The sequence below is a fragment of the Candidatus Baltobacteraceae bacterium genome (assembly GCA_036489885.1).
GTDB lineage: Bacteria > Vulcanimicrobiota > Vulcanimicrobiia > Vulcanimicrobiales > Vulcanimicrobiaceae > JAFAMS01.
On sequence record DASXEW010000003.1, the window covers coordinates 301,282 to 326,910 of the forward strand.

General features: G+C 60.2%; 24 protein-coding genes. 9 read left to right on the forward strand and 15 right to left on the reverse strand.

Annotation, left to right across the window (positions count from 1 at the left end):
• Window positions 1-88: 88 nt before the first annotated feature.
• A complete protein-coding gene (locus VGG22_07420; protein ID HEY1728183.1) occupies window positions 89-619 on the forward strand; it encodes a CvpA family protein in 531 nt (176 codons plus the stop codon).
• Here VGG22_07420 and VGG22_07425 read toward each other — a convergent pair.
• Window positions 599-1,780 carry an alanine--glyoxylate aminotransferase family protein gene (locus VGG22_07425; GenBank protein HEY1728184.1) on the reverse strand — a complete coding sequence of 394 codons (1,182 nt, stop codon included), beginning with the start codon at window positions 1,778-1,780 and terminating at the stop codon, window positions 599-601. The two genes, VGG22_07420 and VGG22_07425, sit on opposite strands and share 21 nt — an antisense overlap.
• Before the next feature lie 66 nt (window positions 1,781-1,846).
• Here VGG22_07425 and selD point away from each other — a divergent pair, with 66 nt between their 5' ends.
• A complete protein-coding gene (gene selD / locus VGG22_07430) occupies window positions 1,847-2,872 on the forward strand; it encodes a selenide, water dikinase SelD (protein ID HEY1728185.1) in 1,026 nt (341 codons plus the stop codon).
• Between the two features lie 60 nt (window positions 2,873-2,932).
• Here selD and VGG22_07435 read toward each other — a convergent pair whose 3' ends face one another.
• From VGG22_07435 to VGG22_07485, 11 genes are all read right to left on the reverse strand, one after another.
• Entirely contained in the window at window positions 2,933-3,571 is a 639-nt protein-coding gene (locus VGG22_07435) for a DUF3501 family protein (protein ID HEY1728186.1), read from the reverse strand.
• Between the two features lie 14 nt (window positions 3,572-3,585).
• On the reverse strand, window positions 3,586-4,887 hold the full coding sequence (locus VGG22_07440) for an anaerobic glycerol-3-phosphate dehydrogenase subunit C (protein HEY1728187.1): 1,302 nt from the start codon (window positions 4,885-4,887) through the stop codon (window positions 3,586-3,588).
• A 15-nt stretch (window positions 4,888-4,902) separates the two neighbouring features.
• Window positions 4,903-5,322 carry a rubrerythrin family protein gene (locus tag VGG22_07445; GenBank protein HEY1728188.1) on the reverse strand — a complete coding sequence of 140 codons (420 nt, stop codon included), beginning with the start codon at window positions 5,320-5,322 and terminating at the stop codon, window positions 4,903-4,905.
• A gap of 16 nt (window positions 5,323-5,338) precedes the next feature.
• Entirely contained in the window at window positions 5,339-5,818 is a 480-nt protein-coding gene (locus VGG22_07450) for a transcriptional repressor (protein ID HEY1728189.1), read from the reverse strand.
• A 74-nt stretch (window positions 5,819-5,892) separates the two neighbouring features.
• Window positions 5,893-6,906 carry a TRAP transporter substrate-binding protein gene (locus VGG22_07455; GenBank protein HEY1728190.1) on the reverse strand — a complete coding sequence of 338 codons (1,014 nt, stop codon included), beginning with the start codon at window positions 6,904-6,906 and terminating at the stop codon, window positions 5,893-5,895.
• Window positions 6,903-7,739: an amidohydrolase family protein gene (locus VGG22_07460; protein ID HEY1728191.1), complete on the reverse strand. Its 837-nt coding sequence runs from the start codon at window positions 7,737-7,739 to the stop codon at window positions 6,903-6,905. Before VGG22_07460 ends, VGG22_07455 begins: the two co-directional genes overlap by 4 nt.
• On the reverse strand, window positions 7,739-8,569 hold the full coding sequence (locus VGG22_07465) for a hypothetical protein (GenBank protein HEY1728192.1): 831 nt from the start codon (window positions 8,567-8,569) through the stop codon (window positions 7,739-7,741). The genes VGG22_07460 and VGG22_07465 overlap by 1 nt, the downstream gene beginning before the upstream one ends.
• Window positions 8,570-8,598: 29 nt before the next feature.
• Window positions 8,599-9,444 carry an amidohydrolase family protein gene (locus VGG22_07470; GenBank protein HEY1728193.1) on the reverse strand — a complete coding sequence of 282 codons (846 nt, stop codon included), beginning with the start codon at window positions 9,442-9,444 and terminating at the stop codon, window positions 8,599-8,601.
• Between the two features lie 20 nt (window positions 9,445-9,464).
• Window positions 9,465-10,580: an MFS transporter gene (locus tag VGG22_07475; GenBank protein ID HEY1728194.1), complete on the reverse strand. Its 1,116-nt coding sequence runs from the start codon at window positions 10,578-10,580 to the stop codon at window positions 9,465-9,467.
• 50 nt (window positions 10,581-10,630) lie between these two features.
• Window positions 10,631-13,090, reverse strand: coding sequence for an endopeptidase La (gene lon / locus VGG22_07480; protein ID HEY1728195.1), 2,460 nt, complete (start codon window positions 13,088-13,090; stop codon window positions 10,631-10,633).
• Complete coding sequence (locus VGG22_07485; protein HEY1728196.1) at window positions 13,087-13,497, reverse strand: Hsp20/alpha crystallin family protein; 411 nt, start codon at window positions 13,495-13,497, stop codon at window positions 13,087-13,089. The genes lon and VGG22_07485 overlap by 4 nt, the downstream gene beginning before the upstream one ends.
• Window positions 13,498-13,885: 388 nt before the next feature.
• Between VGG22_07485 and VGG22_07490 the strand changes: the two genes are divergently transcribed.
• From VGG22_07490 to VGG22_07505, 4 genes are read left to right on the forward strand one after another with little or no spacing between them, the layout of a single operon-like run.
• On the forward strand, window positions 13,886-14,467 hold the full coding sequence (locus tag VGG22_07490; protein ID HEY1728197.1) for a hypothetical protein: 582 nt from the start codon (window positions 13,886-13,888) through the stop codon (window positions 14,465-14,467).
• Window positions 14,468-15,262, forward strand: a complete 795-nt coding sequence (locus VGG22_07495) for a hypothetical protein (GenBank protein ID HEY1728198.1) — start codon at window positions 14,468-14,470, stop codon at window positions 15,260-15,262.
• A 1-nt stretch (window position 15,263) separates the two neighbouring features.
• On the forward strand, window positions 15,264-15,773 hold the full coding sequence (locus VGG22_07500; GenBank protein HEY1728199.1) for a hypothetical protein: 510 nt from the start codon (window positions 15,264-15,266) through the stop codon (window positions 15,771-15,773).
• A 1-nt stretch (window position 15,774) separates the two neighbouring features.
• Window positions 15,775-17,913 carry a hypothetical protein gene (locus tag VGG22_07505; protein ID HEY1728200.1) on the forward strand — a complete coding sequence of 713 codons (2,139 nt, stop codon included), beginning with the start codon at window positions 15,775-15,777 and terminating at the stop codon, window positions 17,911-17,913.
• On the opposite strand, the gene VGG22_07510 is transcribed toward VGG22_07505, so the two are convergent.
• From VGG22_07510 to VGG22_07520, 3 genes are read right to left on the reverse strand one after another with little or no spacing between them, the layout of a single operon-like run.
• The gene (locus VGG22_07510) at window positions 17,914-18,819 is read right to left on the reverse strand and encodes a transglutaminase family protein (GenBank protein ID HEY1728201.1); all 906 of its coding nucleotides are present in this window, start codon (window positions 18,817-18,819) and stop codon (window positions 17,914-17,916) included.
• Entirely contained in the window at window positions 18,819-19,751 is a 933-nt protein-coding gene (locus VGG22_07515) for an alpha-E domain-containing protein (GenBank protein HEY1728202.1), read from the reverse strand. Before VGG22_07515 ends, VGG22_07510 begins: the two co-directional genes overlap by 1 nt.
• On the reverse strand, window positions 19,745-21,163 hold the full coding sequence (locus VGG22_07520) for a circularly permuted type 2 ATP-grasp protein (protein ID HEY1728203.1): 1,419 nt from the start codon (window positions 21,161-21,163) through the stop codon (window positions 19,745-19,747). Before VGG22_07520 ends, VGG22_07515 begins: the two co-directional genes overlap by 7 nt.
• Window positions 21,164-21,267: 104 nt before the next feature.
• Here VGG22_07520 and VGG22_07525 point away from each other — a divergent pair, with 104 nt between their 5' ends.
• The 3 genes from VGG22_07525 to VGG22_07535 are packed head-to-tail and all read left to right on the forward strand — an operon-like array spanning window position 21,268 to window position 25,624.
• Complete coding sequence (locus VGG22_07525) at window positions 21,268-22,611, forward strand: aminotransferase class III-fold pyridoxal phosphate-dependent enzyme (GenBank protein HEY1728204.1); 1,344 nt, start codon at window positions 21,268-21,270, stop codon at window positions 22,609-22,611.
• The gene (locus VGG22_07530; GenBank protein HEY1728205.1) at window positions 22,608-24,014 is read left to right on the forward strand and encodes a CoA-acylating methylmalonate-semialdehyde dehydrogenase; all 1,407 of its coding nucleotides are present in this window, start codon (window positions 22,608-22,610) and stop codon (window positions 24,012-24,014) included. The genes VGG22_07525 and VGG22_07530 overlap by 4 nt, the downstream gene beginning before the upstream one ends.
• Window positions 24,011-25,624, forward strand: coding sequence for an amidohydrolase (locus VGG22_07535; protein ID HEY1728206.1), 1,614 nt, complete (start codon window positions 24,011-24,013; stop codon window positions 25,622-25,624). The genes VGG22_07530 and VGG22_07535 overlap by 4 nt, the downstream gene beginning before the upstream one ends.
• Window positions 25,625-25,629 lie beyond the last annotated feature (5 nt).

Genomic DNA, 25,629 nt, shown 5'->3' on the forward strand with positions numbered 1-25,629 from the left:
GGCTTCAACGTGGACCGAAACTACCGGTCGCAGGTTTTACGTAGTTTCGAGAGCATCGGCGCTTGGGGAAGGAGAAGCTTATGCGTCGATGACGTGGCCTGATATCCTGATCCTCGCCGTTCTCCTCATCGGAGCCCTCAAAGGGTTCAAGCGCGGACTCGTTTCTGAGATCGGCGGTTTCATCGCAATCATTCTTGCGTTCTGGGCCGGACTGCACTACAACGGCGGGTTCGACGATCTGGTGCAGCACGTCACGAGGACGACGCAAGGCTCCGCGCACGTCATCGCTGCGATCGCGTTCGCGATCACGATCTACATCGTCTTGCTCGTGCTGTCCAATGTGCTCTCGGTGTTTGCGAAACTTCCGGTGCTCGGTCTCGCAAATAATCTGCTCGGGATTCCGATCGGAATCTTGAAAGCCGCCATTTTGGTATGGGCCGTCATCTATGTTGCGTTGCTATTTCCGCTGCCGCCTGACGTACGCAGCGATCTGCGCCACTCACAGCTCGTCGCGATGGCGACGCAGCCCAACGCACAGGTCGACGCGACGATCGTCGAATCGCTGCCGTGGTTCGCGCGGCCGTTCGTTCAGGGTTTTCTAAAGAGCAACCGAGTTTAGGCCGTGTTTGAAGGCCTCGCGCGCGGCTCCGACGCCGGCGCCGAGGTCGACTGGGAATCCTTGCCGATCGACTGCGTCCTCGAATGCGCCCAGCATCGAGAGCACGTTGTCGCGCGTGATGTCGCCCATCGTGCCGATCCGGAAAATCTTGCCCTTGAGCTGCTGCTGACCGCCGGAGAGCACGTACCCTTGATCGCGGCACGTCTGAAGCACGGCCGACGCATCGACGCGCTCCGGGGAATGGATGGCAACGACCGTATTCGAGTGATGCGGCGAATGCGAGAACGGACGCAAGCCGATCGCGGTGCAAAAGGTATGTATCGCGTGCGCGTTCAGCGAGAGCCGCTGATGCACTTTCTTATCGCCTTCACGTTCGTAGAGATCGAGTGCACGTTCGAGCGCGTATACAATCGAAATCGGCGGCGTCCACGGCGTCTGTCCTATTTTTGCGAATTCTCGTGCGCGGCGCAAGTCGAAGTAATAACGCGAGCTGCGTGTCTTCTCCATCTTCTCCCAGGCACGATCCGAAACCGCGACCATGGCAAGGCCGGGAGGTGCGGCAAACGCTTTTTGCGACGCAGCGACAACGATGTCGAAACCCCAGTCGTCCATCATGAACGGCGTCGCACCCATTCCGCTGACGCTGTCGACGATGATGAGTGCGGGATGCTTGCCGATCGCGGTCGCGAGCGCGTGCATGTCGTTGGCAACGCCCGTCGACGTCTCATTGTGCGTCAGCAGGATGCCTTTGATTTCGGAATTCTCGTCGGCACGCAAACGTTCCGCGAGCAACCGGTGATCGACGCCGCGTCCCCACTTCGTGTCGAAGATCTCGACGTCGGCGCCCCACATCTTTGCAATCGATGCGATGCGATTGCCGAACACGCCAACCGGAGCGGCTAAAACTTTTTCGCCGGGGCCGAACAGATTTGCGACTGCGGCCTCGAGGCCGCCCGTCCCCGATGCGCCCAGCATCAGAATGTCGTGGCGCGTTCCGAAGATCGGACGCAACCGCGAATTCATCCGCTCGAGCGTCCGTTTGAATTCCGGACCACGGTGATCGACGAGCGGACGCGTCATCGCCGTCAGTACGGGCTCGGCTACGGTAACCGGGCCCGGTAGGAACAAAAGCTGCTTGCCGCTCGTGGTACGACGCTCCATGGCAATTCCTTTCCTCTTAAGGCTGCAGGCATCCCGCGAACCACCGGCACAACTTGGCCCTTGCAAATGGCATCACAGATTCGGCTGACTTCGCTGTCCTCAACCTCGGGTTGAGCTAGCAAAGTCGGAGCCGCCGACCTGGCGCAGGTCCTGCGCCGCATACCCGCTACTCAAGATGAGAACGTCCTCGTCGGTATCGAGACGAAGGATGACGCTGGCGTTTACCGTTTGCGCGACGACCTTGCGCTGGTACAAACGGTCGACTTCTTCACGCCGATCGTCGACGACCCGTTCGACTACGGACGCATTGCCGCGGTCAATTCGCTGTCTGATATCTATGCGATGGGCGCGACACCGTTAACGGCTCTTAACATATGTGCGTTTCCGGTTGAGGAAGTCGATGCTGAGATTCTTGGACGCATTCTGGAAGGCGGCTCCGCGATCGCGAAGCAAGCCGGCGTCTCATTGCTGGGAGGCCACACCGTCAAGGATGCCGAGCCCAAGTACGGATGGGCCGTAACCGGCACCGTTGACCCGAAGAAAATGGTCACCAACGCCGGCTCGCGGCCCGGCGATTTGTTGATTCTCACGAAGCCCATCGGCACCGGAATCCTGACGACCGCGCGCAAGCGCGATCTGATCGATGACGCTGCACTCCAACCTGCGATCGATTCGATGCTGACGCTCAATGCCGACGCAGCGCGCGCGATGGTCGAGGTCGGGGTCAACGCGGCGACCGACATTACCGGCTTCGGGCTGCTCGGCCATGCCGGCGAGATGATGCAAGCCTCGCACGTCGGGTTCGCGCTCGATGCGGTCTCGATTCCGATCTTCGACCGCGTCCTCGACTTGATCAAGAGCGACTGCATTCCGGGCGGAACGAAGGACAACGCCAAGGCGCACGCAGCGTTCACGCGCTTCGCCGACCATATCGATCCGGCCGTGCGTATGGTGCTCTCCGACGCGCAGACGTCGGGGGGACTGTTGATCTCAGTACCGCGCGAGAACGCGAAGAAACTACTCGGCGCAATCGGACCCTCGGCTCAAATCATCGGCGTGGTCCTGACGGGCGACGGAATCAGCGTCGGTTAAGAGCGCGACCCCTTGTCATACCGAGCGTAGCGCCGAAGGCGCGTAGTCGAGGGACAGAGATTATCTGATATCCTCGAGCAAACTCTTTGCTAAATCCACGCCGATCGTCGCCTTCGCGGACATGGAGGGATGATCGACTTCGATTGCGAGCTTGCCAGCTGTGGCGAGCTCGACGAGTTTTTCGCCGAGTCCGCGCGGTAGCGGAAAGCGCACGAACTGCACCGCGCTGACCGCGTCGGTTGCGATCTGCGCCTGAGCAAATATCGGAGAAATTTTGCGATCGCCGGCGATCAAGTGAACGTGACGCTCGAACCCGACGAGTGTTTTCAGAGCGGCGTCGCGCTCGGCGGCATCTTCGTATTCGATGAGCATCGTCGCTGAAAGCTCATCTTCACGCGGAAGGAGATCGTTGTATGTCTCCAGCTCGTGCTCGATCGCATCTTGCGCGGTGATGCGTTCGACACGCAGCATCTCTTCGACCTGATACCAAACGCTCAGCGCGTTTTCGAACAAGAACGTTAAATGCTCACCGACGCGGAGCCGGCGGCGTTCTTTCTCGTGAATGAACAGCGGCCGCAGCACGGGACGCAAACGCTCCCACTGCGCGAACGGCATGATTTGCTCGATCGTGATCGGTTTTATGACCTTGTCATCCCGAGCGTAGGGACCCGAAGGGCCCGTAGTCGAGGGACCGCTCAAATCCTACCACCGCCTTAGTCGAACCCATCGTCTTTATACGCGCGAGCCAGGACCTCGATCGGATGAATCGGCTTCACGCCGGTTGCCTGCTCGATCTGGACGGCCGAGAGCGGACAATCCGTCGCCATGATATTTGCGCCGGCGTCGGTCAATCCGTCGAACGCCTTCTTTCCCCATTTCATCGAAAGCTCGAAATACTCACGCTTCATCGCCCACGTGCCGTCGTGCGCCGTGCACGCATCGACGGTCGTAACCTCCGTCTCCGGTATCAGACGCATGAGATCGCGCGAACGAAAACCGATCTGCTGATACTTCAGATGGCACGGCACGTGATACGCGACCGACTTCGGCGAGCTGCGGAAATCACGTGAAAACGTATTGGCCAGCTTGAGCGACCACAACAGCTCGTGAACGTCCACGACGGCAGCAGAGAATTCTTGCGTTTCTTCCGGTGTGAGGATGTCCGGATATTCCATCTTCATCGTCATCGAGCACGTGGGGTTAATGGCTGCGATCTTGTAGCCTTGCCGCACGTACGGCATGAACGTTTCAATGTTTTGACGCGCCTGTTTGCGCGCGAATTCGACGTCACCGCCGTCGAGCGCCGGCATGCCGCAGCAATTTTGCTTCGGACACGTGATCGTGCACGAGTTCTTGGCGAGCACGTCGACGGCTGCTTTGCCCGGTCCGGGATTGTAGTAGTTCACGAAGCACGTCGGAAAAAGTACCACCTTGGCGGCGGGAGACGGTGGAGCTGCCGGAAGCGGATTGCGGCTCAGCCACTTCTCGAAGCTCTCGTTTGCAAAGTCCGGCAGCTTCTTGTCGCGGTGAATCCCGAGAAATTTTTCCATCATGATCCGCTGCGCGCGATTATGGCATGACGCGTTCGCGAGTGCCGGCGTGAGCGAGCCGGCTTTCCCGAGCAAATCGGGATTGCCCAGCATTTTGTCACGCAGCTTGATGCCGTGTTGCTTTGCGCGCACGGTCTTGGCGCGCATCATCAAGCGCGCGAAGTCAAGCTTAAACTCGTGTTTGTCGCGTGTCGTGTACGGGCAGCGAACCTCGCACATCTTGCAGTTGTAGCAGAGATCGACGACCTTCTCGCGCTCCTCCGGCGCCACTTTTGCCACGTCGCCGTCGACGCGGTCCATCGATTCGAACATCGCCGGAAACGAGGGACACTGATTGAAGCACAAACGGCATCCGTTGCAGATGTCGAACGCGCGCTCGACTTCAACCTCGAGCGCGGACGGGTCCCAGTACTTCGCTTCGGTCGCGTTATAACTGAGCCCGTCCGTGGGCTGCTGAGATTTGATGGCGGTTAGCTCGCGCTACGCGATCGTTGCCAGCGCTTTTTCGAAACGTCCGGCGTGCGACTTCTCAGCCTTAGCGAGCGTTTCGAACCAATCCGCGATCTCGGAGAACCCCTCGTCGCGCGCGGTCTTGGCCATACCGGGATACATGTTGGTGTATTCGTGCGTTTCGCCGTGCACGGCCGACTTCAGATTCAGCGACGTGTCGCCGATGCGCTGATCTGTGGCGGGATCGCCGACGATCTTCAGATAGTCGAGGTGACCATGTGCGTGGCCGGTCTCACCTTCCGCCGTGTCGCGAAAGAGTCCGGCGATATCGGGATGGCCTTCGACGTCGGCGACCTTGGCGAAATAGAGATAACGCCGATTCGCTTGGCTTTCGCCGGCGAATGCGTCTTTGAGATTGCCGTGAGTCTTTGTGCCCTTGAGGTCTTTCATGTGTAACGAACTCTCCTTACCGGTTGGAAGCTTTGCTGCAATCGGCGCACACCGCCTGAATCTCGACGGAAGCGCCCAATACCTGAAAGTCACCGATGCTTTGGCACGCATTCAAAAGCCGCTCGTCGGCATCCGGAATGCTGACGTCTGCGATCCGGTGGCAACGCACGCACACGACGTGGTGGTGTGGCGCGACATTTCCGTCGTACCGCGCGCTGTCGTGGAGCAGCGTTACCTTGCGAGCCTCGCCGGCATCGCATAGCACCTCGAGCGTCCGGTGAACGGTCGCGCGGGAGATGTACGGATGCTCCTGTCGCACGGTCTCATAGACGGCGTCGGCCGTCGGATGTTGTGCCGAGGAGAGCAAGGCCCGGATGATCGCAAGCCGCTGCGGCGTGATCGCAAGACCCCGCTCGCGGCAGCGTTCCGTGAATTCGGCCAGGCGGGAGGCGGCGTAATCTTCGTGCCGGCTTTTCTCGATGAGCTCAGGTTTCATTAGCGTGTGATAACGATTATCACACGCAAATGGTAAGCGTCAAGCGGGTGGCCCCAGCTCGCCTGCTTGCTCGGCTAGCCGATCTTGCCCGAGTACTTCTCCATGAGGCTCCACGCCGGGTCGCCATACTCGGCTTTCGTGTGGACGTAGAAATCCTGGGACGCGAGCTTCGTTCGAAACGAGGCGACGTCGCATTCGTTAAAGGCGAGCCCCTGGCGCTTGAGCTTGTTGGAGACGGATGCATCCAGAATTTCTTCGTCTCGCCGCTGGAGCAACGCATACTTTTCGGCATTTTTCTCGATGACTGCCTGTACGTCGCCCGGCAATGACTTCCACGCGTCTCCGTTTGCAATGAGGAAGTACGAACCCCAAATATGGTTGCTCACGCTCAGGTACTTCTGGACTTCGTATAAACGCCCAAGCTCGATCGTCGAATACGGACCTTCCTGGCCGTCGACAACGTGCGTTTGCATCGCCGTATAGCTCTCGGAGAAATTGAGCGGCACGGGCGAAGCTCCGAGCGCTCTGAACGTGTCGAGGATAATCCGCGAAGCCGATACGCGAATCTTGAAACCGACCAAGTCTTCTGCAACTCGGATCGGGTGATTTGACGACGTAATCTGCCGAAATCCGAGAAGCCACTCGTGGCGCATCGATACGAGTCCCGTTTTGGCTCGCAGCTCCTTACGGACATAGTCGCCAAGATCGTTGTCCATGGCTCGCAACGCGTCTGCATTGGTTCGCCATACAAACGGCGTCTCTTCAATCGCGCAAAGGTTGTGGAGCGACGAAAGCGGGCCACTTCCCGCAAACATGAACTGCAGTGCGCCGGAACGCACCTGCGACAGCATCGCGCTGTCGCCGCCGAGCTGATTGTTGGGGAAGATCTGTACGTCGAGCTGCCCAGCGGTCTCTTTGCGAACCGCATCCCACATTTGGACCGAGCGCACGTTGACGGGATGATCGACCGGAAGATTGTGTCCGATCTTCATTTGAAACTGAGCTGCACGGGCAGGTGCACGGATCACGGCAATGCTCGAGAGTGCGCTCACGGCGCTCGTGGCGAAAACTTTGCGGGAAACCTTCACTTGTGGCGAGTCCTTTCCAAAAGCCCGAGTAGCGTGCCGCCCATGATTGCCGGCCGTTCGTCTTTGCCTATGAAGTCCAAGTTGCGAAAGAACTCCATCGATTGAGGCAGCGTGCAAGAACGGTGACAATTGGGAAAGTGCGAACCCCAAATCATGCGCTCGCCGCCGACCTCTTCGTAGAGACGTCGAAACCGCTCATGCGAGGTCGGGAACGGAAATTTCTCGCCTGGCGGCGCCGATTCAGGAAAGAGCGTCGTCTTGAGCCACACGTTCGGGAGACGCGCAAGTTCCGGCAAGTGCTGCCAATGACGATCCCACTGCTCGTTCGTCATGAAAAGGGTGAATGTCGAATGGTCGGCCGTAATCAAGACGTCCGGATGGCGTCTTGCAACGGCCGCGAGCGCCTTCGGATCCGGTAGATAGATTCCGACGAGAGGCGAGTACTTCGGAGCCAGCTTCAAAAAAGCATCGAGCTTACCGTCGGTAACCCACTCTTCTTTTTCGGGCTCTTCCATTGTAATCCGAATGCCGTTCATCGACGGTTGCGACATCAGCTCGACAAGGCGTTCTTCTAATCGCGGCTTTGTTATGTCGAAATAGCCCAGCACGCCGATGACGCGATCCGGACGTTGTGCGGCGGCCTCGAACGAGTATGAGTTGTCGTAACCCATGATGCCGGGTGTGACTTGGAGGACACGATCGATACCGACCGCGTCCGTAGCCGCGAGCAGCTCATCAATCGGCCAAGGCTTTCCTTCGAGGACCTCAAGCTCGGTGCGTTCGTATCCGGGTGGAAACTCGGCGCGCGTATGAACGTGGCAATCGACGATCACTACGAGCGTCCCGTCATTTCGCGAACCCGATCGCCGATCGGCTTGAACTCAGAACCCAGTTCCGCTTTCGCGACTGCGAAGATACTCTGCATCATGAACTGCAGCATCGCGCCGTCGGTCTGGATCAAGATAATCTTCAGTCCGTGATCGACCATCCGTTTGATGCGCTTTCCGATCGTCTCCGCCGTTTGAAACGCGTGTCCCGTTCCCGAACCGAGAACGATCCCACGCCGCTCGCAAATCTTCACAACCTCATCGATGCGATTCCAAAGCGTCGGATGCTCGTAGTTTAAACCTAAGCCAAGCACGCGGCTTCCGTCCGAGCCCGCAAACATTGCGGCTTCGAGCCCTTCGACCTCGAGCATGCGCTCGAATTGATCGAGCGTGGTCTGCGATTCGAAGAGCGGCACGATCATGGTGCGCTCGCGGACGGCGGCTTCATGTTCTGGCCACGTCGTAACTTCGCCGTTTTGCGGCGTTCCCGCAAAAGGCACGACGTGATGCTGCCGGTGCCAATCCTTACCTGATTCCAGCATCGCTTTTAGCTCGTCGGGGCTGTGAACCGACGCGCATACTCCCGTTGCTCCGACTCCAAGAGCCCGGATTGTTTCGGAGGCGATCTGTCCCGCGTTGCCGCCCGCGCCTACCCAAGGATTCGCCTCAGGCCGAATCAAGGTGCTCATGCCCCTCGCCTGCGCCGCACGAATCATATTCGCAGTCGTCATCCAGTCGGTCGATGTGTACATTTGATCGATCAGCGTGAAATCGAGTCCGCTCGCAGCCAGGACCTCGACCGCCTCGGGACTCGACAATGCTGCGCAGACGCCCATGGCAACTTGTTTATTTCGAATTTTGTAGATTAGCTTGTCCATGAGGCCCCGCTAACTGTGCCGAATGCGGCGAGCGCGCTTTCGCCGAGAATTTTTCTGCGATCGTCGCCGCTAAGAAAATCCAACGCACCGACATAATCGATTGCCTGTTTCAAGGTGCACGCTCGCTGGCAGTTCGGAAAATTCGATCCCCACATGAGCCGCTCAGGCCCGAATGTCTCAAAAGCCTCACGTATGCGAGCATGCAGCGAATCATAAGGAAACGGATCGCGTGCTACTTCCGGAAAGTTCGACATTTTCATAAAAAGATTCGGCGCCGATGCCATGCCGAGAATTTCGTGCCATTGGCGGAACGGCTCGGAATCACCGTGAAACAGCAGCATGTGATCGACAAGAATTCGTACGTCCGGATGACGCCGCGCTAACGAGATCACCTCATTCGGCGCGTGCGGAGCATAGATTGCAACGATGGGCGAATATTGCTCCGCGGCCGTGAAGAATTCGTCAAGGATTCCATCCGAAAACCACGCGCGTTCCTCCGGTGACATCGGCGTAACCCGAACTCCGTTGAGTCCCGGCATCGTCATAAGCGTTCGTAATCGTCCGGCGATATCCGGCATCGTGATATCGAAACGCGCGAACGCCGCAACCACACTGTCATTCTCCGTCGCAATCTCGGATGAGTAGCGATTGTCCCACCCCATGATTCCGGGAGTTACCTGGGTTATGCGGTCTATACCGCAATCATGCATCTCAGCCAAGATGTCTTCTACCGGCCATGAACGACCCGCGAGCTTCTTCTGGTCGAAGCTGCTATCCCAAGGACGATCTGCGCTCGACGCTTGAGAACAATGAACGTGTGTATCAACGATCATGTTGATCGTGATGCGGCGTTCTAAGTCGCCGCACCTCGACGTTCCATCTTCAAGGTGCCGCCCGCGAACGCAACCAGTATGGCTCCAATGGCGACCGGGACGAACGCAGTCGCAGGAATGTGCGTTGCATCCCAGAGTACGCCGCCGAGCAGCGTCAAGACAAACGAGCCGAGGTATGCGATCGTGAACATGCCGGCCGAGAGACGGTGCACGTCGCCGTGGTGCGTGAGCATCGGCGGCAACGCGACGATCATCGTAAGTCCGACTGCAGACGAGAGTCCCAAGAGCGAGACGCCGACGATGACAAGCGTATCGTTGCCCGCGATCAACATCGCAATCGCGGGCAACGCGAAGACGAGAATGACGAAAAAGAAACGCGGCTTTCCGGCAAGCTTCTGCGCGAAGAATAGCGTTGCGATCGAGCCGGGGACCTGCGCGGTGTTAAGCGCGCCGATCGCGATCGGTGAGAGCCACGGACGGCCGAGCGCGTGAAAGTAGTCCGGGATGTACGCGTTGAGTGCGAAATAGAGCACCGATATTCCGGCTTGTAAAATTCCGAGCCGCCACGTAAGAAACTTATGCCAATCGGGCCACCATGCGACCGAACGCGGTTCGCCGTGCGCGCCGACGTCCGTAACCCACACGCCGAACACGACGGCCGTTAGAATAACCGGGATCGACCACAGCGCGAGATTTAACTCCCAGCTGTTGCCGATGTGCGCAAGTATCAGGGGAACGAAATCGGCGGGAATCGCTTCGCCGACCAGGATGCCGTTGACGTAGACCGCGGTCGCTAGTCCGATCCGCGCCGGAAACCATTCGCCGACGAGCGTCGGCGCCGCAGGCTGACAAATCGCGACGCCAGCGCCCATGATGAAGGTCATCGCGAACAATATGGCTTCGTTCGGGCCGACGCCACGCAAGGCGCCGGCTACGGCGATGATCGCGAGACCGACGATCGTTGCACGGCGCGCACCAAGGCGCGCGATCAACAGCGATCCGCCGATGGCTGCAACGCTGAGCAACAGCACCGGTACCGAAGTCAGAGCCCCAACGGCTTTCTCGTCGAGCGAGAGATCGTGGTGGATCTGCGTCAGTACCGGCGGTACTGCCAGCATGGTGAAGCGCAAGTCCATCCCGACGAGCCACAACAGCCCGAGATGGAACCAGTCGCGCCGCTTCAGCGCTATCTCTTACGTGAGATTTGCCGCGCGCGTTTACCGTTGACGCGCACGCGCTTTGCCACGGAACGTGGCCGTAGTGCAACGACGTTGCTGGCGCGGCGCACCTGGTCGGCGCCCAAGTACACGGGCGTGATGACCCGGTTGCCGAGCGCCTGCAAGAAGACTTCGCTCAGCTCGTCCATGAGCACGAACTCCATCGTGTCGCGAACCTCTTTGGGCACGTCATCGAGATCGATCTCGTTGCGTCGCGGCAGAAGTACCTTGCGAATACCCGCGCGCTTTGCACCGAGCACTTTCTCTTTGATGCCGCCGACCGGAAGCACTTGGCCCGTCAGCGTAATCTCGCCCGTCATCGCGATGTCGCTCTGCACTTTGCGATTCGTCAGCAGCGATACGATCGAGGTTGCAATCGCGATGCCTGCGGAAGGACCGTCTTTGGGGACGGCGCCGGCCGGCACGTGAATGTGCAGATCGTGCTTCGCGAAGTAGTCTTCGCTCAATCCGAGCTCGTTCGAGCGTGAGCGCAGGAAGCTGACCGCAGCGGTAGCGCTTTCTTTCATCACGTCGCCGAGCTGACCCGTGAGGGTTAGCTTGCCGGTACCCGGCATCGTCGTCGTTTCGATGAACATGATGTCGCCGCCAACCGGCGTCCATGCCAGTCCCGTCGCGACGCCTGTCGACGCGACGCGTTTCTTCGTTTCGTTGAAGAAGCGCGGTTTCTGGAGGTAGTCGACCAGCGTCTCCGGCTTCACGCGTTGCTTGAAGTTCGGTTCCTCGGCGACTCGGCGAGCAATCTTTCGGAAGATCGTGCCGATCTCGCGTTCGAGATTGCGGACTCCGGCTTCTCGCGTGTAGTCACCGATGATCGAGCGAATCGCCGGATCGGTGATCTGCGCTTGCGAGGGCTTGAGGCCGTTTGCCTTGCGTTGCTTTGCCACGAGATAGCGGCGCGCAATTTGAACCTTGTCTTGCTCGGTGTATCCCGCCAGAGGAATCACTTCCATGCGGTCGCGCAACGGTGGCGAGATCGTCGAGAGATCGTTGGCCGTGCAGATGAAGAGCACCGACGAGAGATCGAAGGGCAGATCGAGATAGTGATCGCGGAAGTTGATGTTCTGCTCCGGATCGAGCACTTCGAGCAACGCCGACTGCGGGTCTCCGCGGAAGTCACTGCCGACCTTGTCGATCTCGTCGATCATCATAACCGGATTTTTGGTTCCGGCATCGCGCAGCGAACGGATGATCGTACCCGGCATCGCGCCGATGTACGTCCGTCGATGTCCGCGAATCTCGGCCTCGTCACGAACGCCGCCGACCGAAAGCCGCACGAACTTGCGACCCATCGCGCGTGCGATCGATTGCCCGAGACTGGTCTTACCCACACCCGGCGGACCGACAAAGCATAGGATCGGACCGGTTAGCTTCTTGCGCAGCTTACCGACGGCCAAGTACTCGATGATTCGGTCTTTGACTTTCTCGAGATCATAGTGATCCTCGTCGAGAATTTCGCGGGCTTTCTTGATTTCGATGTTGTCATCGGTCGTTTGACTCCACGGGAGCTGAACGATCCAATCCAAGTACGTGCGAATGACGCTGTACTCAGGTGACGCCTGCGGAACTTTGGTGAGCCTGTCGAGCTCGCGGTCCGCGGCTTTCTTCGCATCTTCGGGAAGCTTCGCGTCGTCGATCTTCTTGCGGAGTTCGTTGACGTCGGCTTGCTGTGGATCGGTCTCGCCGAGCTCGTCCTGAATGGCGCGCAGCTGCTGACGGAGATAGAACTCGCGTTGGTTCTTCTCCATCTCTTTTTGAATCTCGGACTGAATTTTGTGTCCGAGTTCGACGACTTCGAGCTCCTTGGTGAGGAGCACGGTGAGCTTGCGCAACCGCTTCTCGGTGTTGCGCTCTTCGAGAATCGCTTGGCGATCGTCGGTGTCGAGGCGCATCGTCGATGCGACGAAGTACGTGAGCAGATTGGAGTCCGTGATATTTTGGACTTCCATCTCCATCTCACGCGGCGCTTGCGGAAGATAGCTCAACAGTTTTTGGAACAGCGTCGCGAGATTGCGGTGCATCGCGACCAGCTGCTCCGAATCTTTGGTGATATCGGGAAGCTCGATGAAGGTCGCCGACATGTACGGCTCGCTCTGCACGATCTTGTCGATGCGGAAAACGTTCGAGCCCGCAACGATGCAGCGCAGCGTTCCGTCGGGAACTTTGAGCATCTTTTGAATCGTACCGATCGTGCCGACGCGGCGGATGTCCTCGGGACCCGGATCTTCGGTGTCTTTGTCCTTGAGAACAACCAAACCGATGGGCTTGCCTTCGCGTAGCGCTTCCTCAACGAGCGCAATGCCCGGCTTCTTTACGACTGCCAGCGGAATGACGGTGTTTGGAAACAGCACCGCTTCCTGCAGCGGCAGAATGCCGAGAGTATCGGATGCAGGGAGAGTGGTCGTGGTCATATCGTTATCTTTCTGACCGTCACGCGCAGCTCGGTGCGCAGCGCGCGCGGCTCACGCACCGCAATCGGTAGCGTGATCGTTAGGATGCCGTCGTTATAAGTGGCGGTCGCTTCGTTGACGTCGATCGGGTTCGGCAGCGGGATGCGCGCGGCAAACTCGCCGTACTCGATTTCCTTTTGAAGGATGGAGAGCGTCCGGCAGGCCTCGGCGGAGTGGTCCAGCCGGTGGCCCGTTATATAGAGAGAGGTCTCGTCGGCCGAGACGGTCAGACTCTCGGGATCGGCTCCGGCCAGTTCGACCTGGACGACGATCCGCTGTGACTCCCCGTCGAAAAAGACGTCCGTATTGGGGTTGAATCGCCCCGAGCGCCAACGGCGCGCCAGCTCAAAAAATCGGTCTTCGTGCATTAGCACTCTCCCAAACCCGCTGCTAAGGCCCTCGGATGCGATGACCGCGGTCCTCGACCCTCCGCCTCTTGCTCTAGTACCCATGCCGTGCGTCGCAAAAGCGTATCGGCAGAACAACAAATATTATGTGCTACTTGTTTTGCATGCGCTTTACAAAGCGATATTTGTCGCGATGCGTAAATTTGTAACTATCGAAAATTCCTTGTGCCATATGACTTTTCGAACGTTACACAACGTTAACTGAGTTAACTTTCATCCAGACTGTTTGCAAATCACTTGGCGTAATGCATGGACGCGCGTAGTGTGAGGGCTGCACTGGACGCTCGCTTGTCGAGCACCCGGGCCGGACGCTCGAGAGAGCCTCCGCCCCCTCACACAAAGGAGAGACATGCTTCGTCTCAATCGCGGTGGGCTCGCTAGACTCGGCCTCGCGCTCATTCCATCGGCCGCGCTGGCCTTCGGAACGCTCTGCGCTCCGGCAGCCGCAGCCTCCAATACCGCAAACGTCTCCGTCGCCGTCACGGCCGGCGTACAAGCTACCATCGGCGTCACCTATTCGGCCGGCAGCAACGTTAGCTGCAACGTCGGCTCGGCGATCACCGGCTTCGTCGCCTGCACGAACACGGCGACCCTCGCGGGCACGTTCCGCAGCTCGAAGACCGATACGGGCGGAACGTCCGTCTCGATCACGGCCGCAGCAATCACCGGAACCGGTGGCGGCGTCATCCCGGCCACCGCCTGGGAGATGACCTGCACCGGCGGCACGACCGGCAGCCCGACGAACCCCGGAACGCCCGGAACTCTCGCGGCCACCGCTGCACTCTCGACGTCGGCAACCGCCTGCCAATCGTGGAGCGGCGAAATCGTCGCCAACTACAGCCTCGTTGTCGCGCTCTTGCTCGACGCGAGCCTCGTTCCGGCAGACACCTATGCCGCGACGAACTTCACGGCGACGGCAACCGCGAACTAAATGCTTCGCAGCATTGCAAGCGCGCTCACGGTCGCATTGATCGCGCTTGCACCACTGGGGGTCCGGGCACAAACCGTGCCCGGCCTCCAGATCTCGGTTCAACCTCTGATCGTGCAGTTTGCAATTGCGCCCGGTCAACAAGCCAGCGCACGCGTGATCGTCAAGAACACCGGAACGCAAGCAGCACGCGTCAGCGCGAATCAAATCGATTGGATTTCGAACGTCGACGGCACGGTAAAAACCGGCAAGCCCGGGATGTCCGCAGTCTCATCGGTCGATCCGTACCTTCATCTATCAGGCAACGAATTCACGCTCGCACCCGGCCAGACACAAGAGATGACGTTGACGCTCGATCTTCCGTCAACGTTTCCGTCCACGATCGGCGATCACTGGGGCGGCTACTTCATCCGCGCGACAAGCGCGGAGGGACCGGCCGGCTCGTTCGGCGTCGGCGCCAACATTCTCGTTTACGAAACTGTCGGCATCGCGCGCAAACATCTTAAGCTCACCACGTTGCGCGTTGAAGACGCGGGCAACGGTAACGTCCGTCTCGTCGCTCGGATGTCGAACGACGGCGAAACCTACGTTCGTCCTCAAATTCACTTACAAGTCGCGCAGGCCGGACGGATCGTTCAGCAGCGCGATGACAGCACCCCGGCGATCTTCGCCGGAAGTCCTCGACTTTACACGCGCACGTTTTCGGGACTGACGCCGGGCAATTACTCGCTCGCGCTCACGATCGATTACGGCGGAAGCACGCTCGTGGCGGGGACGACGCAGTTTACGGTGCGATAGCGTGCGCCGTCTGCTCGTCTCACTTTTTGCCGTAGCCTTCCTCTCGATCGCAGCATTCGGACACGCCGACGCGGCGGCCGGCAAGATCACGACCTTTACGAAGCTCTGCTCGGGGAGCATCAACTTCACGGTCGTCGACATCACGCACTCGCAGCTCCCCGGCTCGCAAGCCTGTTCGTTCTCACTCGAAATCACGACGAGCGCGAATCAAGGCTTGATAACGATCGTTGCGCCGAAGATCACCGGCTCAACCGGCGCAACAATCCCGCAAACGGCTTTCTATGCACTGTGCAGCGCAAGCTCCGACCCGTCGGGAATTTTTTCGTCGAGCGGAACCGTACAGCTGAGCTCGAGCGCGGTAACGTGCGCGACGATTACGTCGAAATCGAAAAACAAGACGGTCACCTTCAGCGTTTCGCTGTTCCTCGACGACACCGCCGACGCGACGACCTTCCCCGGCGATCCCGCATACACGGCGGCAAATCTTTCCATTACGGCAGACGCACCCTAAGATGCGAACGCTCGCGGCAATCCTTGCGCTCAGCATTGCCCTGCTCGGAAGCCTGGCCCCGGCCGCCGCACAAACGAACGGCAGGCCGAACGTTTGGCTCGACGACACTCAGCTCGGTACGGTCGCGGTCGAGCGCAACGGAAAAGATATTCTTGTCGCGCTCAGTCCACTCGCACGCGCGCTCAACTGGAGCATCGTGCGAACGAAGAGCGCTGCCATCCTGACCGGGCACGACCGCCAGCTAACGCTAACGATCGGCTTGCGCAGCGTCGGAGAAAACGGCGACCCGCACGCGATGTTCGCAGAACCGCCGCTGGACCGTGACGGGCAAATTTACCTTAGCGCGCACGATGCCGCGAAACTCTTTGGGCTGACGCTTACGAACAACGGTAAGCTTGCCTTTCATCGTCCGCAAGATCTTTCGAGCAGCACCGAGATCACGGAAATTCCGGCGTCGCCGACACCGCACCCGACCGCTACGCCACGCGTCAATCGCAGCAACAACAACGGCGGCGACGGTACGACCGCAAACGCCGGGCGCGTTATGCTCTCGCTCGATCGCAGCGGCACCGCGAACGTGCTGAACATTCAAAGCGAGACGAATGGCTCGTTTCTTGCGACGCGCCTCAACTCATCCGGTGTCAACGGCATCGGTCCGCCGGATGCGACCGTCATCGTCGGCGATGCGGAACGCAACGCCAGCATCGGCTACATCAGCGATCCGCTAGCCGGATTGATCTTCGGCGGCGGGGTTTACGAAGGCGTCGATCTGCACAACGGCATCGGCGGTCAAGATGCGTTCATCGGGCGGCGTCTCGATGACGGCTACTCGAGCTTCGGTACGGTCCTCTCCGATCCGCACAACGGGACCAGCGATACGCTTGACGTCCTGATGCACGGCACGTCATACGCTGAAATGCTGCTGCGCCGCTTTTCGGTAACGCACGAGCCTTGGGGCGACTACACGCGTGAGTTCATCATCGGCAGTCGCGGTTTCGGCATGGGATTCGGCGCGCGCACGCGCGGACGCACGTTCGTCGAAACTGCCGTTACGTATGCGTCCAGCGGCTTACCCCTCGGCCCCAACGACGCGCCGATCCGTGTCGATCTCGGTCACGAACTGAGCGAGGCGACGACAGTGGCGGCGGGTTTTGAAGAAACACCTCAGTCGCCGCTCGGCCCGTTTGTCGGTATCTCGACGCATTCGCAAAACTTCGTTGCCGGCGTCACCGCAACAAATCACGAGATCTCCGGTTCGCTGGCATACCATACGACGAACGCCGACGTGCAAGGCTATACCGTTCCCGGTGTTTCGCGCGCCAGCGGACTCGAGGGCACGTACTATTTTCCGGCGATCACGATCGACGCGCAATCATATAGCTCGCTCGGCGACTCCGAATCATACGTTGAAGCGCGCACGAATCGTCCAGGTTTGAATCTCGTTACGGGCGTCGGCTTTCCGAGCGGCGGTAAAGCCGGTCCGATCGCCGGCCTCTCGATTCCCATAAGCCACATGCTCTCGGTTGAAGGGACGCTGCGTCCATCCGCATCCGGTCCGTATCGCCTGCATCTCGGCCTCGCCGCCACGATCGGTCGGCGCCGTGGAGCGACCGAACCGATGGTCCCCGCGAACGTTCGCCTCCAAGGCCCCTGGGCGCGCCCCGTGCGCGTCTTCGTCGACGGAACGCCGGCCGGAACGCGCGCGACGTCGGCGTTTACGATTCAAGTCACCAAAGGCCCGCATCGTTTTTCGGCCGAGAGCCTCGACGGAACCGAAGGCTCGCAGGAAACCGCCGTTACGGTCGAAGCCCCGGGCGACACGGTTTCGCTTTCGCTCTATCCCGAGCAGGCGATCAAGGGTCACCTCACGCTCGCACCCGCCGCAATCGTGCCTTCGGACTTTTCACTGGCTGGAATTACGGTGCTCATCGAGCCAGGCGATCTCGCCGTACAAACGAACGCGGACGGCACGTTCTTCTTCCCGCGGCAACCAATCCCGCAAGACGCAACCGTCTCGATCGATCCCGCATCACTGCCTCGCGAGCTTCGTGCGGGCCCCGAGCGCTCGCTCAGCGACGACGTCGAGCTTGCGATTCTACCGGGCTTGGCGATCGAGCATAGAACATTTTCGTCGCGCTAACTACTGCTGCTGTTGTTGTTGCTCGTAAAGTGCCTCAAGCTCGACCTCACGGGCAGCATCGTAAAGCTCGTCCATCGCGACGTTGACGGACATCGTGCTTTGCGCGAGACCCTTGTACACGCCGCGAACCGGACTGACGTCGCGATAGTCGCGGCCGATCGCGATCTTGACGAAGAAGTCGTTGACCAGCTTCGCGTTCGTCGGATCGTACCCGACCCAACCTAAAGGCGGAAGATACGCTTCGCACCAGGCATGCGAAGCTTCCGCGCCGAGCACCGAATCGGCCTGTCCGCTGAAGATGTAGCCGCTGACGTAACGCGCGGGAATCGCGTTGTGCCGGCATAGCGCAATCAGTACATGGGCGAAATCCTGACAGACGCCGGCGCGCAAGCGGACAGACTCCGCAACGGTGGTGCGTACGTTGGTCGCACGCTTCACATATTCGAAATTCTCTTTGATATACGTTCCCGCGTGAAGGTACCAGTCGAGCAGGTCTTCCGACGGCTCACCGATGTCGCCGGAAAGCGCGGCGAGATCGGGTCCGAACTCTATGAGTGGGCTCGGCTGCAGAAAATCGTACAGTGACACCAACTGCGCGTCGGCCAGCAACGCGCGCCGCGATGCATCGGCCGAAGCCTGCGCCGCATTTTCGGTCCGCGCCGTAACGACCGTCGAGCGGGTCGAAATCGCGAGCAGCGCATGCTCCGGGACAACGGAAAAATGATGCACTCGATTGCCGAAACGATCCTTATACGAGAAGACTTTTGTGCGCGGAACGCTGTTGAGCTCGAACTGCGTGCAATACTGCTCGACGTCGCTGAACGGCTGCAAGTGACAGACCGTATAGCTTTCGTGAATCGGCCCCGCGTAGCGGTACGTCGTTTGATGACGGATCGTGAACTGCACTACACCGCCACCGGAATGCGCGGGAAATAGATTCGCTCGGTCGCCGACGAGAGCTCGTCGAGCCGGCGGCATATGACCTGCGCAAAACCTGCGACGCCTTCGCTTGCAATCTCGCCGGCGTGCGCGAAATCAAGCATCGCGAGCAAACGTCCCAAGACGCGCTCCGCGTCGTTGCTGAACGTCCCCGCCAGCGTCCCCGAGACACGGTGTAGCGAGCCGTCGACCTCACGCAGTGCGTAGCGAACCGAGCGCGGAAACGTAGCGTCGAGCAACAGGAAGGCGATCACGCGATCCGGCTCCGGAATCGAGTGCGGGAGGCGCGCGAATGGCTCACTCGCGCAGCACATCTGCAAGACGGTTTGAACTTCGCTGGCGAGATCGCTTCCGGCTTGAGCCCGCAAGACGCGACTCGTGACGTAGGCGCGTTCGAAGTGTTGGCCCATGTGTAAGAAATCCCACAGCTCGTCGCGGACGAGCGTTGCATCGATGATGCCGCCGAGCGCTTGCGCGACGTCACGGACGTGCCTCAGAAACGACGACGGACCTTCGCGCGCGAGGGTCTTCGGTGACGACGCTTCGACGAAGAGATACAATCCGTTGATCGCTTCCCACATCTCGCTGGAAAGCTCGGAACGGACGTAGAGCGCATTCGAGCGCGCGATTTGGACGCACGAAACAATCGACGTGCGGTTTTCGCGCGAAAACGTACAATAATGGAGTGCTGTCGCTGGGACGCTTGCTTCCGGAATGAGATCCAAATCGGTCTGCATCCCTGCCACGTCCAGCACGACTTTCCAATGCCGCAGCGACTCGCGGCCGCTATAGCGATCCATCGTTCGCGAATAGTTGACGTCGAGAATGCGCGCCAGCGTCTCCGCACGTTCGAGATTCCGGCTCAACCACCACAGCGATTCGGCGACGCGGCTCAACATAGAATCCACGTGTCCTTGCTGCCGCCGCCTTGCGACGAATTCACGACCAGCGAACCGGCTTCGAGCGCGACGCGCGTCAGCGCCGCTGGTGGACAATCGATCGTCCGCCCGTATAAGACGAAGGGCCGCAGATCGACGCGCCGTGGCGCGATCTCGCTTTCGATCAACGTTGGGTGCGACGAGAGCTCTATGACCGGCTGCGCAATGAAGTCGCGCGGATGCGCTTCGATGGCTTCCGCAAAAACTTCACGCTCGGATCGCGTCGACGCGGGTCCGATCAACATCCCGTAGCCGCCGGATGCTGCGGTGCGCTTGACGACGAGCCGTTCGAGATTCTCGATCACGTGCCGGCGCTGAGTATCTATTGTAAGATCGAAGGTGTGCACGTTTGGGAGCAGCGGCTCCTCGCCCAAATAATAGCGGATCATTTCCGGAACGTGCGGATAAACCGCTTTATCGTCGGCGACGCCGGTACCGACGGCGTTTGCGAGCGTGACGTTCCCGGCGCGATACGAGTCGAAGATCCCCGCCGCACCGAGCGCCGAATCCGGACGGAAATACAGCGGATCTAAAAAGTCGTCGTCGACCCGGCGGTAGATGACGTCGACGCGCGCCAGACCCTTTGTCGTCTTCATGTACACGATGTTGTCGTGGACGACGAGATCCTGACCCTCGACGAGCTCGACGCCCATCCGGCGGGCCAGCAATGCGTGTTCGAAATACGCCGAATTGTGAATGCCCGGCGTCAAGATTACGATCGTCGGATCCTCGATGCCGGCCGGCGCTACGTTCGTAAGCGCGGCGCGCAATCGCGCAGGGTAATCGTCAACGGGCAGCGGCGTGTAATCGCGGAAAAACTGTGGAAACGTGCGCTTGAGGATCTCGCGATTTTCGAGAACGTAGGCTACACCCGAAGGCGTACGCAGATTGTCCTCGAGTACGAGATATTCGCCGGAGCCGTCGCGGATCAAGTCGATCCCCGAAACGTGAATATAGACGCCTCCTTGCGGCTCGATCCCGATCATCTCACGAGTATAGAATTTCGACGAGAAGACGATCTCCGCCGGAATCTTGCGCGCGAGGACGATGCGCTGTTCGTGATAGATGTCATAAAGGAAGGCGTTGAGCGCGCGAACGCGCTGTTCGATCCCGGCTGCGATATGCGCCCATTCACTTGCAGGAATGATGCGCGGCAATGGATCGAAGGGGAGCACGCGCTCGGTTCCGCGCGCATCCGAATAGACCGTGAATGTAACGCCGCGCTGTAAGAGGGCCGAATCGATCTGTGCGAGCCGATGACCGATATCAGCCTCAGCGATCGCCGAGAGCGATTGGGCGAGCGCGTCATAATGCGGCCACGGCTGCCCGCGTTCGTCGGCGAACTCGTCAAAAACCCCAAAAAGCCCTTGCATGCCGCACCGGCGTTCGTGCAACCCCTCGCAGGCCGCTTTGGCCTTACGGCCAGGAGAGTGGCCCGGGCCTGCGGAGGCGAAACTGCGCAGTCCTGGAGGTCCCCATGCTCGCCACGTCGTCGGAATCGATCTCGCAAAAGCACGCTCGCTTCGTCCTATCCCCTTGGGTCGCCCAAAAAGGCGCGCAACCGCCTGTTATCGTGCGAGCGCGCGGCTCGACGCTCTATGACGTCGACGGCAAAGAGTACATCGACATGACTGCCGGCCTTGTCGCCGTCAACCTCGGGCATGGAAACACGCATGTCATCGAGGCGATCAAAGAACAAGCCGAGCGCGTCGCCTTCGCACCGCCGAGCTGGGCGAACGATAAGCGTGCGGAGCTCGCCGAGCGGCTCGTCGAGATGGTCGGATGGCCGAATGGCGGCCGCGTCCTTTTCACGACGGGCGGCGCCGATGCTATCGACGACGTCAGCAAGATCATGCGGCTCGCCCTGGGCCGCAACAAAATTCTGAGCGCCTACCGTTCCTTTCACGGTTCGACTGCCGGAGCGGGTTCGCTGACCGGCGAGAGCCGCCGCTGGGCCGCCGAACCGGGCGTCCCAGGTGTCGTGCGTTTCTTCGCGCCGTATCCGTATCGCAGTCCGTTCTCGACGAACGATCCGAAAGAAGAAACGCAGCGCGCGCTCGAACATCTCGAGCTGATTCTCGGATACGAAGATCCACAGCGCGTCGCCGCGATTTTGATCGAACCCGTCGTCGGCAGCAACGGCATCATCGTTTATCCCGACGGCTATCTCGCCGGCCTGCGCAAGATTTGCGATAAGTACGGCATCGCGCTGATCTTCGATGAAGTCATGACCGGCTTCGGACGAACCGGTAGAGCGTTCGCCGCCCACACCTTCGGCGTGATGCCCGATGCGATCGTCTTTGCAAAAGGCGTCACCTCGGCGTACGTACCGCTGGGCGGCGTGATTTTGCGCGAAGAGCTTGCCAAACACTTCGACAACAATGTCCTCTGGGCCGGACATACGTATTCGGGTCATCCGCTGGCAATGGCGGCCGGCCTTGCAACGCTCGGTGCATATCGCGACGAAAACGTCTTCGAGAGAGCCGCGGCGCTCGAGGGTCCGCTGCGCAAAGGCCTCGACGAACTGGCCCGCAAGCACAAATCGATCGGCGAGGTGCGCGGCGTTGGTGCGTTCTTCGCTCTCGAGCTGGTCAAGGATCGCACCACGCGCGAACCGGTCGTGCCGTGGCAGAGCTCGCAGCCGAGCGCAATGGCGGCCTTCAACTCCGGCTTGCGCCAACGCGGCGCGTGGGTGCTGGTGCGCTACAACTTCGCCGCCATCGCGCCGCCGCTCACGATCGAGCCATCCGAGCTCGCGCGAGGCTTCGAAGCACTCGACGGTGCGCTCGGCGATCTCGAAAAAGCACTCGCAAGCGCATGAGCTCCGCCACGAGCGTGGCGAGCAATGAAATCGTCGTCACCAATCCCGCGAACGGCAAAGAGCTCGGGCGCGTCAGCCGAGCTGACGCTCCCGCAGTCGACCGCGCCGTTCGCAAAGCGGCCGAAGCGTTTTCGTCTTGGAGCCAGATCCCGGTCGTCGAGCGCACGCGTCGCTTCTTTAAACTCCAGGTGCTCCTCGATGAGCATCTGGACGAGCTTGCGACGCTCGTTGCCAACGAAAACGGAAAGATGTTTGCGGATGCCCGCGGCGAGGTGCGGCGCGGAATCGAGTGCGTCGAGTTCGCGTGCGGGATGCCGTCGCTGCTCATGGGGGATTCGCTCGAAGGAATCGCGCGCGGAATCGACTCGAACACGATTCGTCAACCACTCGGCGTCTGCGTCGGCGTCACGCCCTTCAATTTCCCAACGATGATCCCGGCGTGGATGTTCCCGATTGCAATCGCAGCCGGCAATACGTTTATCATCAAACCGTCGCCGCAAACTCCGCTCTCGGCCGAACGCCTTCTACACTTCTTCAATCAGTGCGGTTTCCCCGAAGACGTGCTGCAAGTCGTGCACGGCGACGCCGACGTCGTCGAAGCGTTGATCAAGCACGAGTTGACGGCTGCCGTTTCGTTTGTCGGAAGCTCGGCGATCGCGCGACGCGTGCAATCCCTTGCAGTCGAGCATCACAAGCGCGTCACGGCGCTCGGCGGCGCGAAGAATTTCTTGATCGTGATGCCCGACGGCGTCAACGACGCCACGCTCGACGGAATTCTCGGCTCCGCGTTCGGCGCGGCCGGCGAGCGCTGCTTGGCGGGGTCGGTCGTGATCGCCGTCGGCGAAGCCGGCGACAAACTCGTTCCGATGTTGCAAAATGCCACATCAAAGATGAAAGTCGCGGCCTGGGAAACCGACGGCGCGCAGATGGGACCTGTTATCTCGGAGCAAGCCCGCACGCGCATCGTCGGCTACATCGAGAACGGACTGCGCACGAGCGACCTCGTCGCCGACGGCCGTAAGAACGTTCCGTCCGAAGGCAGCTTCGTCGGTCCGACCATCTTCGACCGTGTCGATCCTACATCGCCGCTTGCGCGTGACGAAATCTTTGGTCCGGTTCTTTCGATCGTGCGCGTTCCGACGCTCGAGGCCGCAATCGAACTCGCGAACCGCTCGGCCTACGGCAACGCGTCGTCGATCTTTACGCAAAGCGGCGCTGCAGCTCAGACGTTCGCGCATTCGATTGCGGCCGGGATGGTCGGCATCAACGTCGGCGTCGCAGCACCGATGGCGTTCTTCCCGTTCGGCGGCATCAAAGAATCGATCTTCGGCGACATGCGGATGCACGGCAAAGACGGCGTCGCCTTTTACACGCAGCAAAAGGTCGTTATTACGCGCTGGTGAGCTCGAACCGGCTTCGCATATTCGGAGCGCGCCGGATCGTGGCGCAAGACCGCCGCATTGAACCGGAGGCTTTCGCAACGTTCGGTGAGTGGATCATCGACTCGGGCGGCTTCATGCTCTTGCAAGACCGTTATCCGCGCGCCGAGATCGTCGAGCTCGACGGCGTCGTCGTTCCGGGATTCAACGACGCTCACGCGCACCTCGCAATGGCGGCCGAGGATCTCTTGCACCTCGACTTCTCAATCAAGTCCGTTCACTCACTCGCCGAGATCAAAGCGCGCATCCGAAGCGAAGCCGCCGTTCGCCCGACTTCGGAATGGATTCGCGGCAGCCGCTACGACGACGCGAAGATGGTCGAGGGCCGGCTACTCACGCGCGCGGATCTCGATGAAGTCGCGCCCGATCATCCGGTGCTCGTTTTGCAGGTCGCGGGGCACTGGGGCGTTGCGAATTCGCGTGCGCTTGCGCTCGGCGGCATCAATGAAGAGACTCAACCTCCGGACGGCGGCGCATTTGGACGCGACGCCGCCGGAAAACTGAACGGCGTCCTCTACGAGCAAGCAATCTTCAACTTCGCGTATCCCTCGGTCGCGCACGGAGAGAAAAGCGTCGCACCGCCCAGCACTGACGCCGAACGATTACACGGGCTCAATCGCGCGCAAACGATGTTCCTCGCCGCAGGGATAACGTCGATGGGCGATGCGCTTTGCGGTCCCGCCGACATCGCGCTCTTTGCGGAAGCCGAGCGTCTCGGCGATCTCAAGCTGCGGCTCAATGCGATGCTGGCCGTCGATCACTACGAGAAGCTGCACGCCCTGGGCGTTCGCACCGGCTTCGGAAACACACGTCTGCGGATCGGAGGGATAAAATCGTTCGTCGACGGCGCGATCGGAGGTCGGACCTGTCTCTTGGCCGAGCCGTTCGAAGGTACCGACTACTACGGAATGCAGACCACGCCGACCGATGAGCTGCGCGAGATCGTGCGGCGCAGTCAGTCCGACGGAAACAGACTATGCGTCCACTGCAACGGCGACCGCGCGCTCGACATACTGCTCGGCGCGTTCGAAGACGCGGCGAACGAATTTCCGCGGCCCGGACTGCGGCATCGCATCGAACACTGCAGCGTCATAAACGAAGAAATTCTCCAGCGCATCAAGCGCTTGGACGCCTGTGCCATCCCGTTCGCGGGCTACGTCGCGTATCACGGCAGCAAGCTGATCGAATGGTACGGCGAAAAACGGCTGGAGCGCATGTTCGCGCACAGCTGGTTTCTGCGCGAGGGGATTACCGTTGCCGGATCGAGCGATTATCCGTGCGGACCGTTCGAGCCGCTCTACGGCATGCAGAGCATGGTGACGCGGCGCGCCGACGACGGCCCGGAGCTCGGCGTGAACCAGTGCGTCAGCCCACAGGAGGCGCTTGCAATCTACACGCTGGGCTCTGCGGAGGCCGCCGGAGACCTCGGAATCAAAGGCCGGCTCGCGCCCGGGTATCTCGCCGACTTCGTTTTGCTCGAAGACGATCCGCTGACGGTCGCGCCTTCGCGCATTGCTTCGATTCCGATCAGAGCAACATACGTTGGCGCCGAAAGGGTCTGGTCGAGCGACTAGGAACA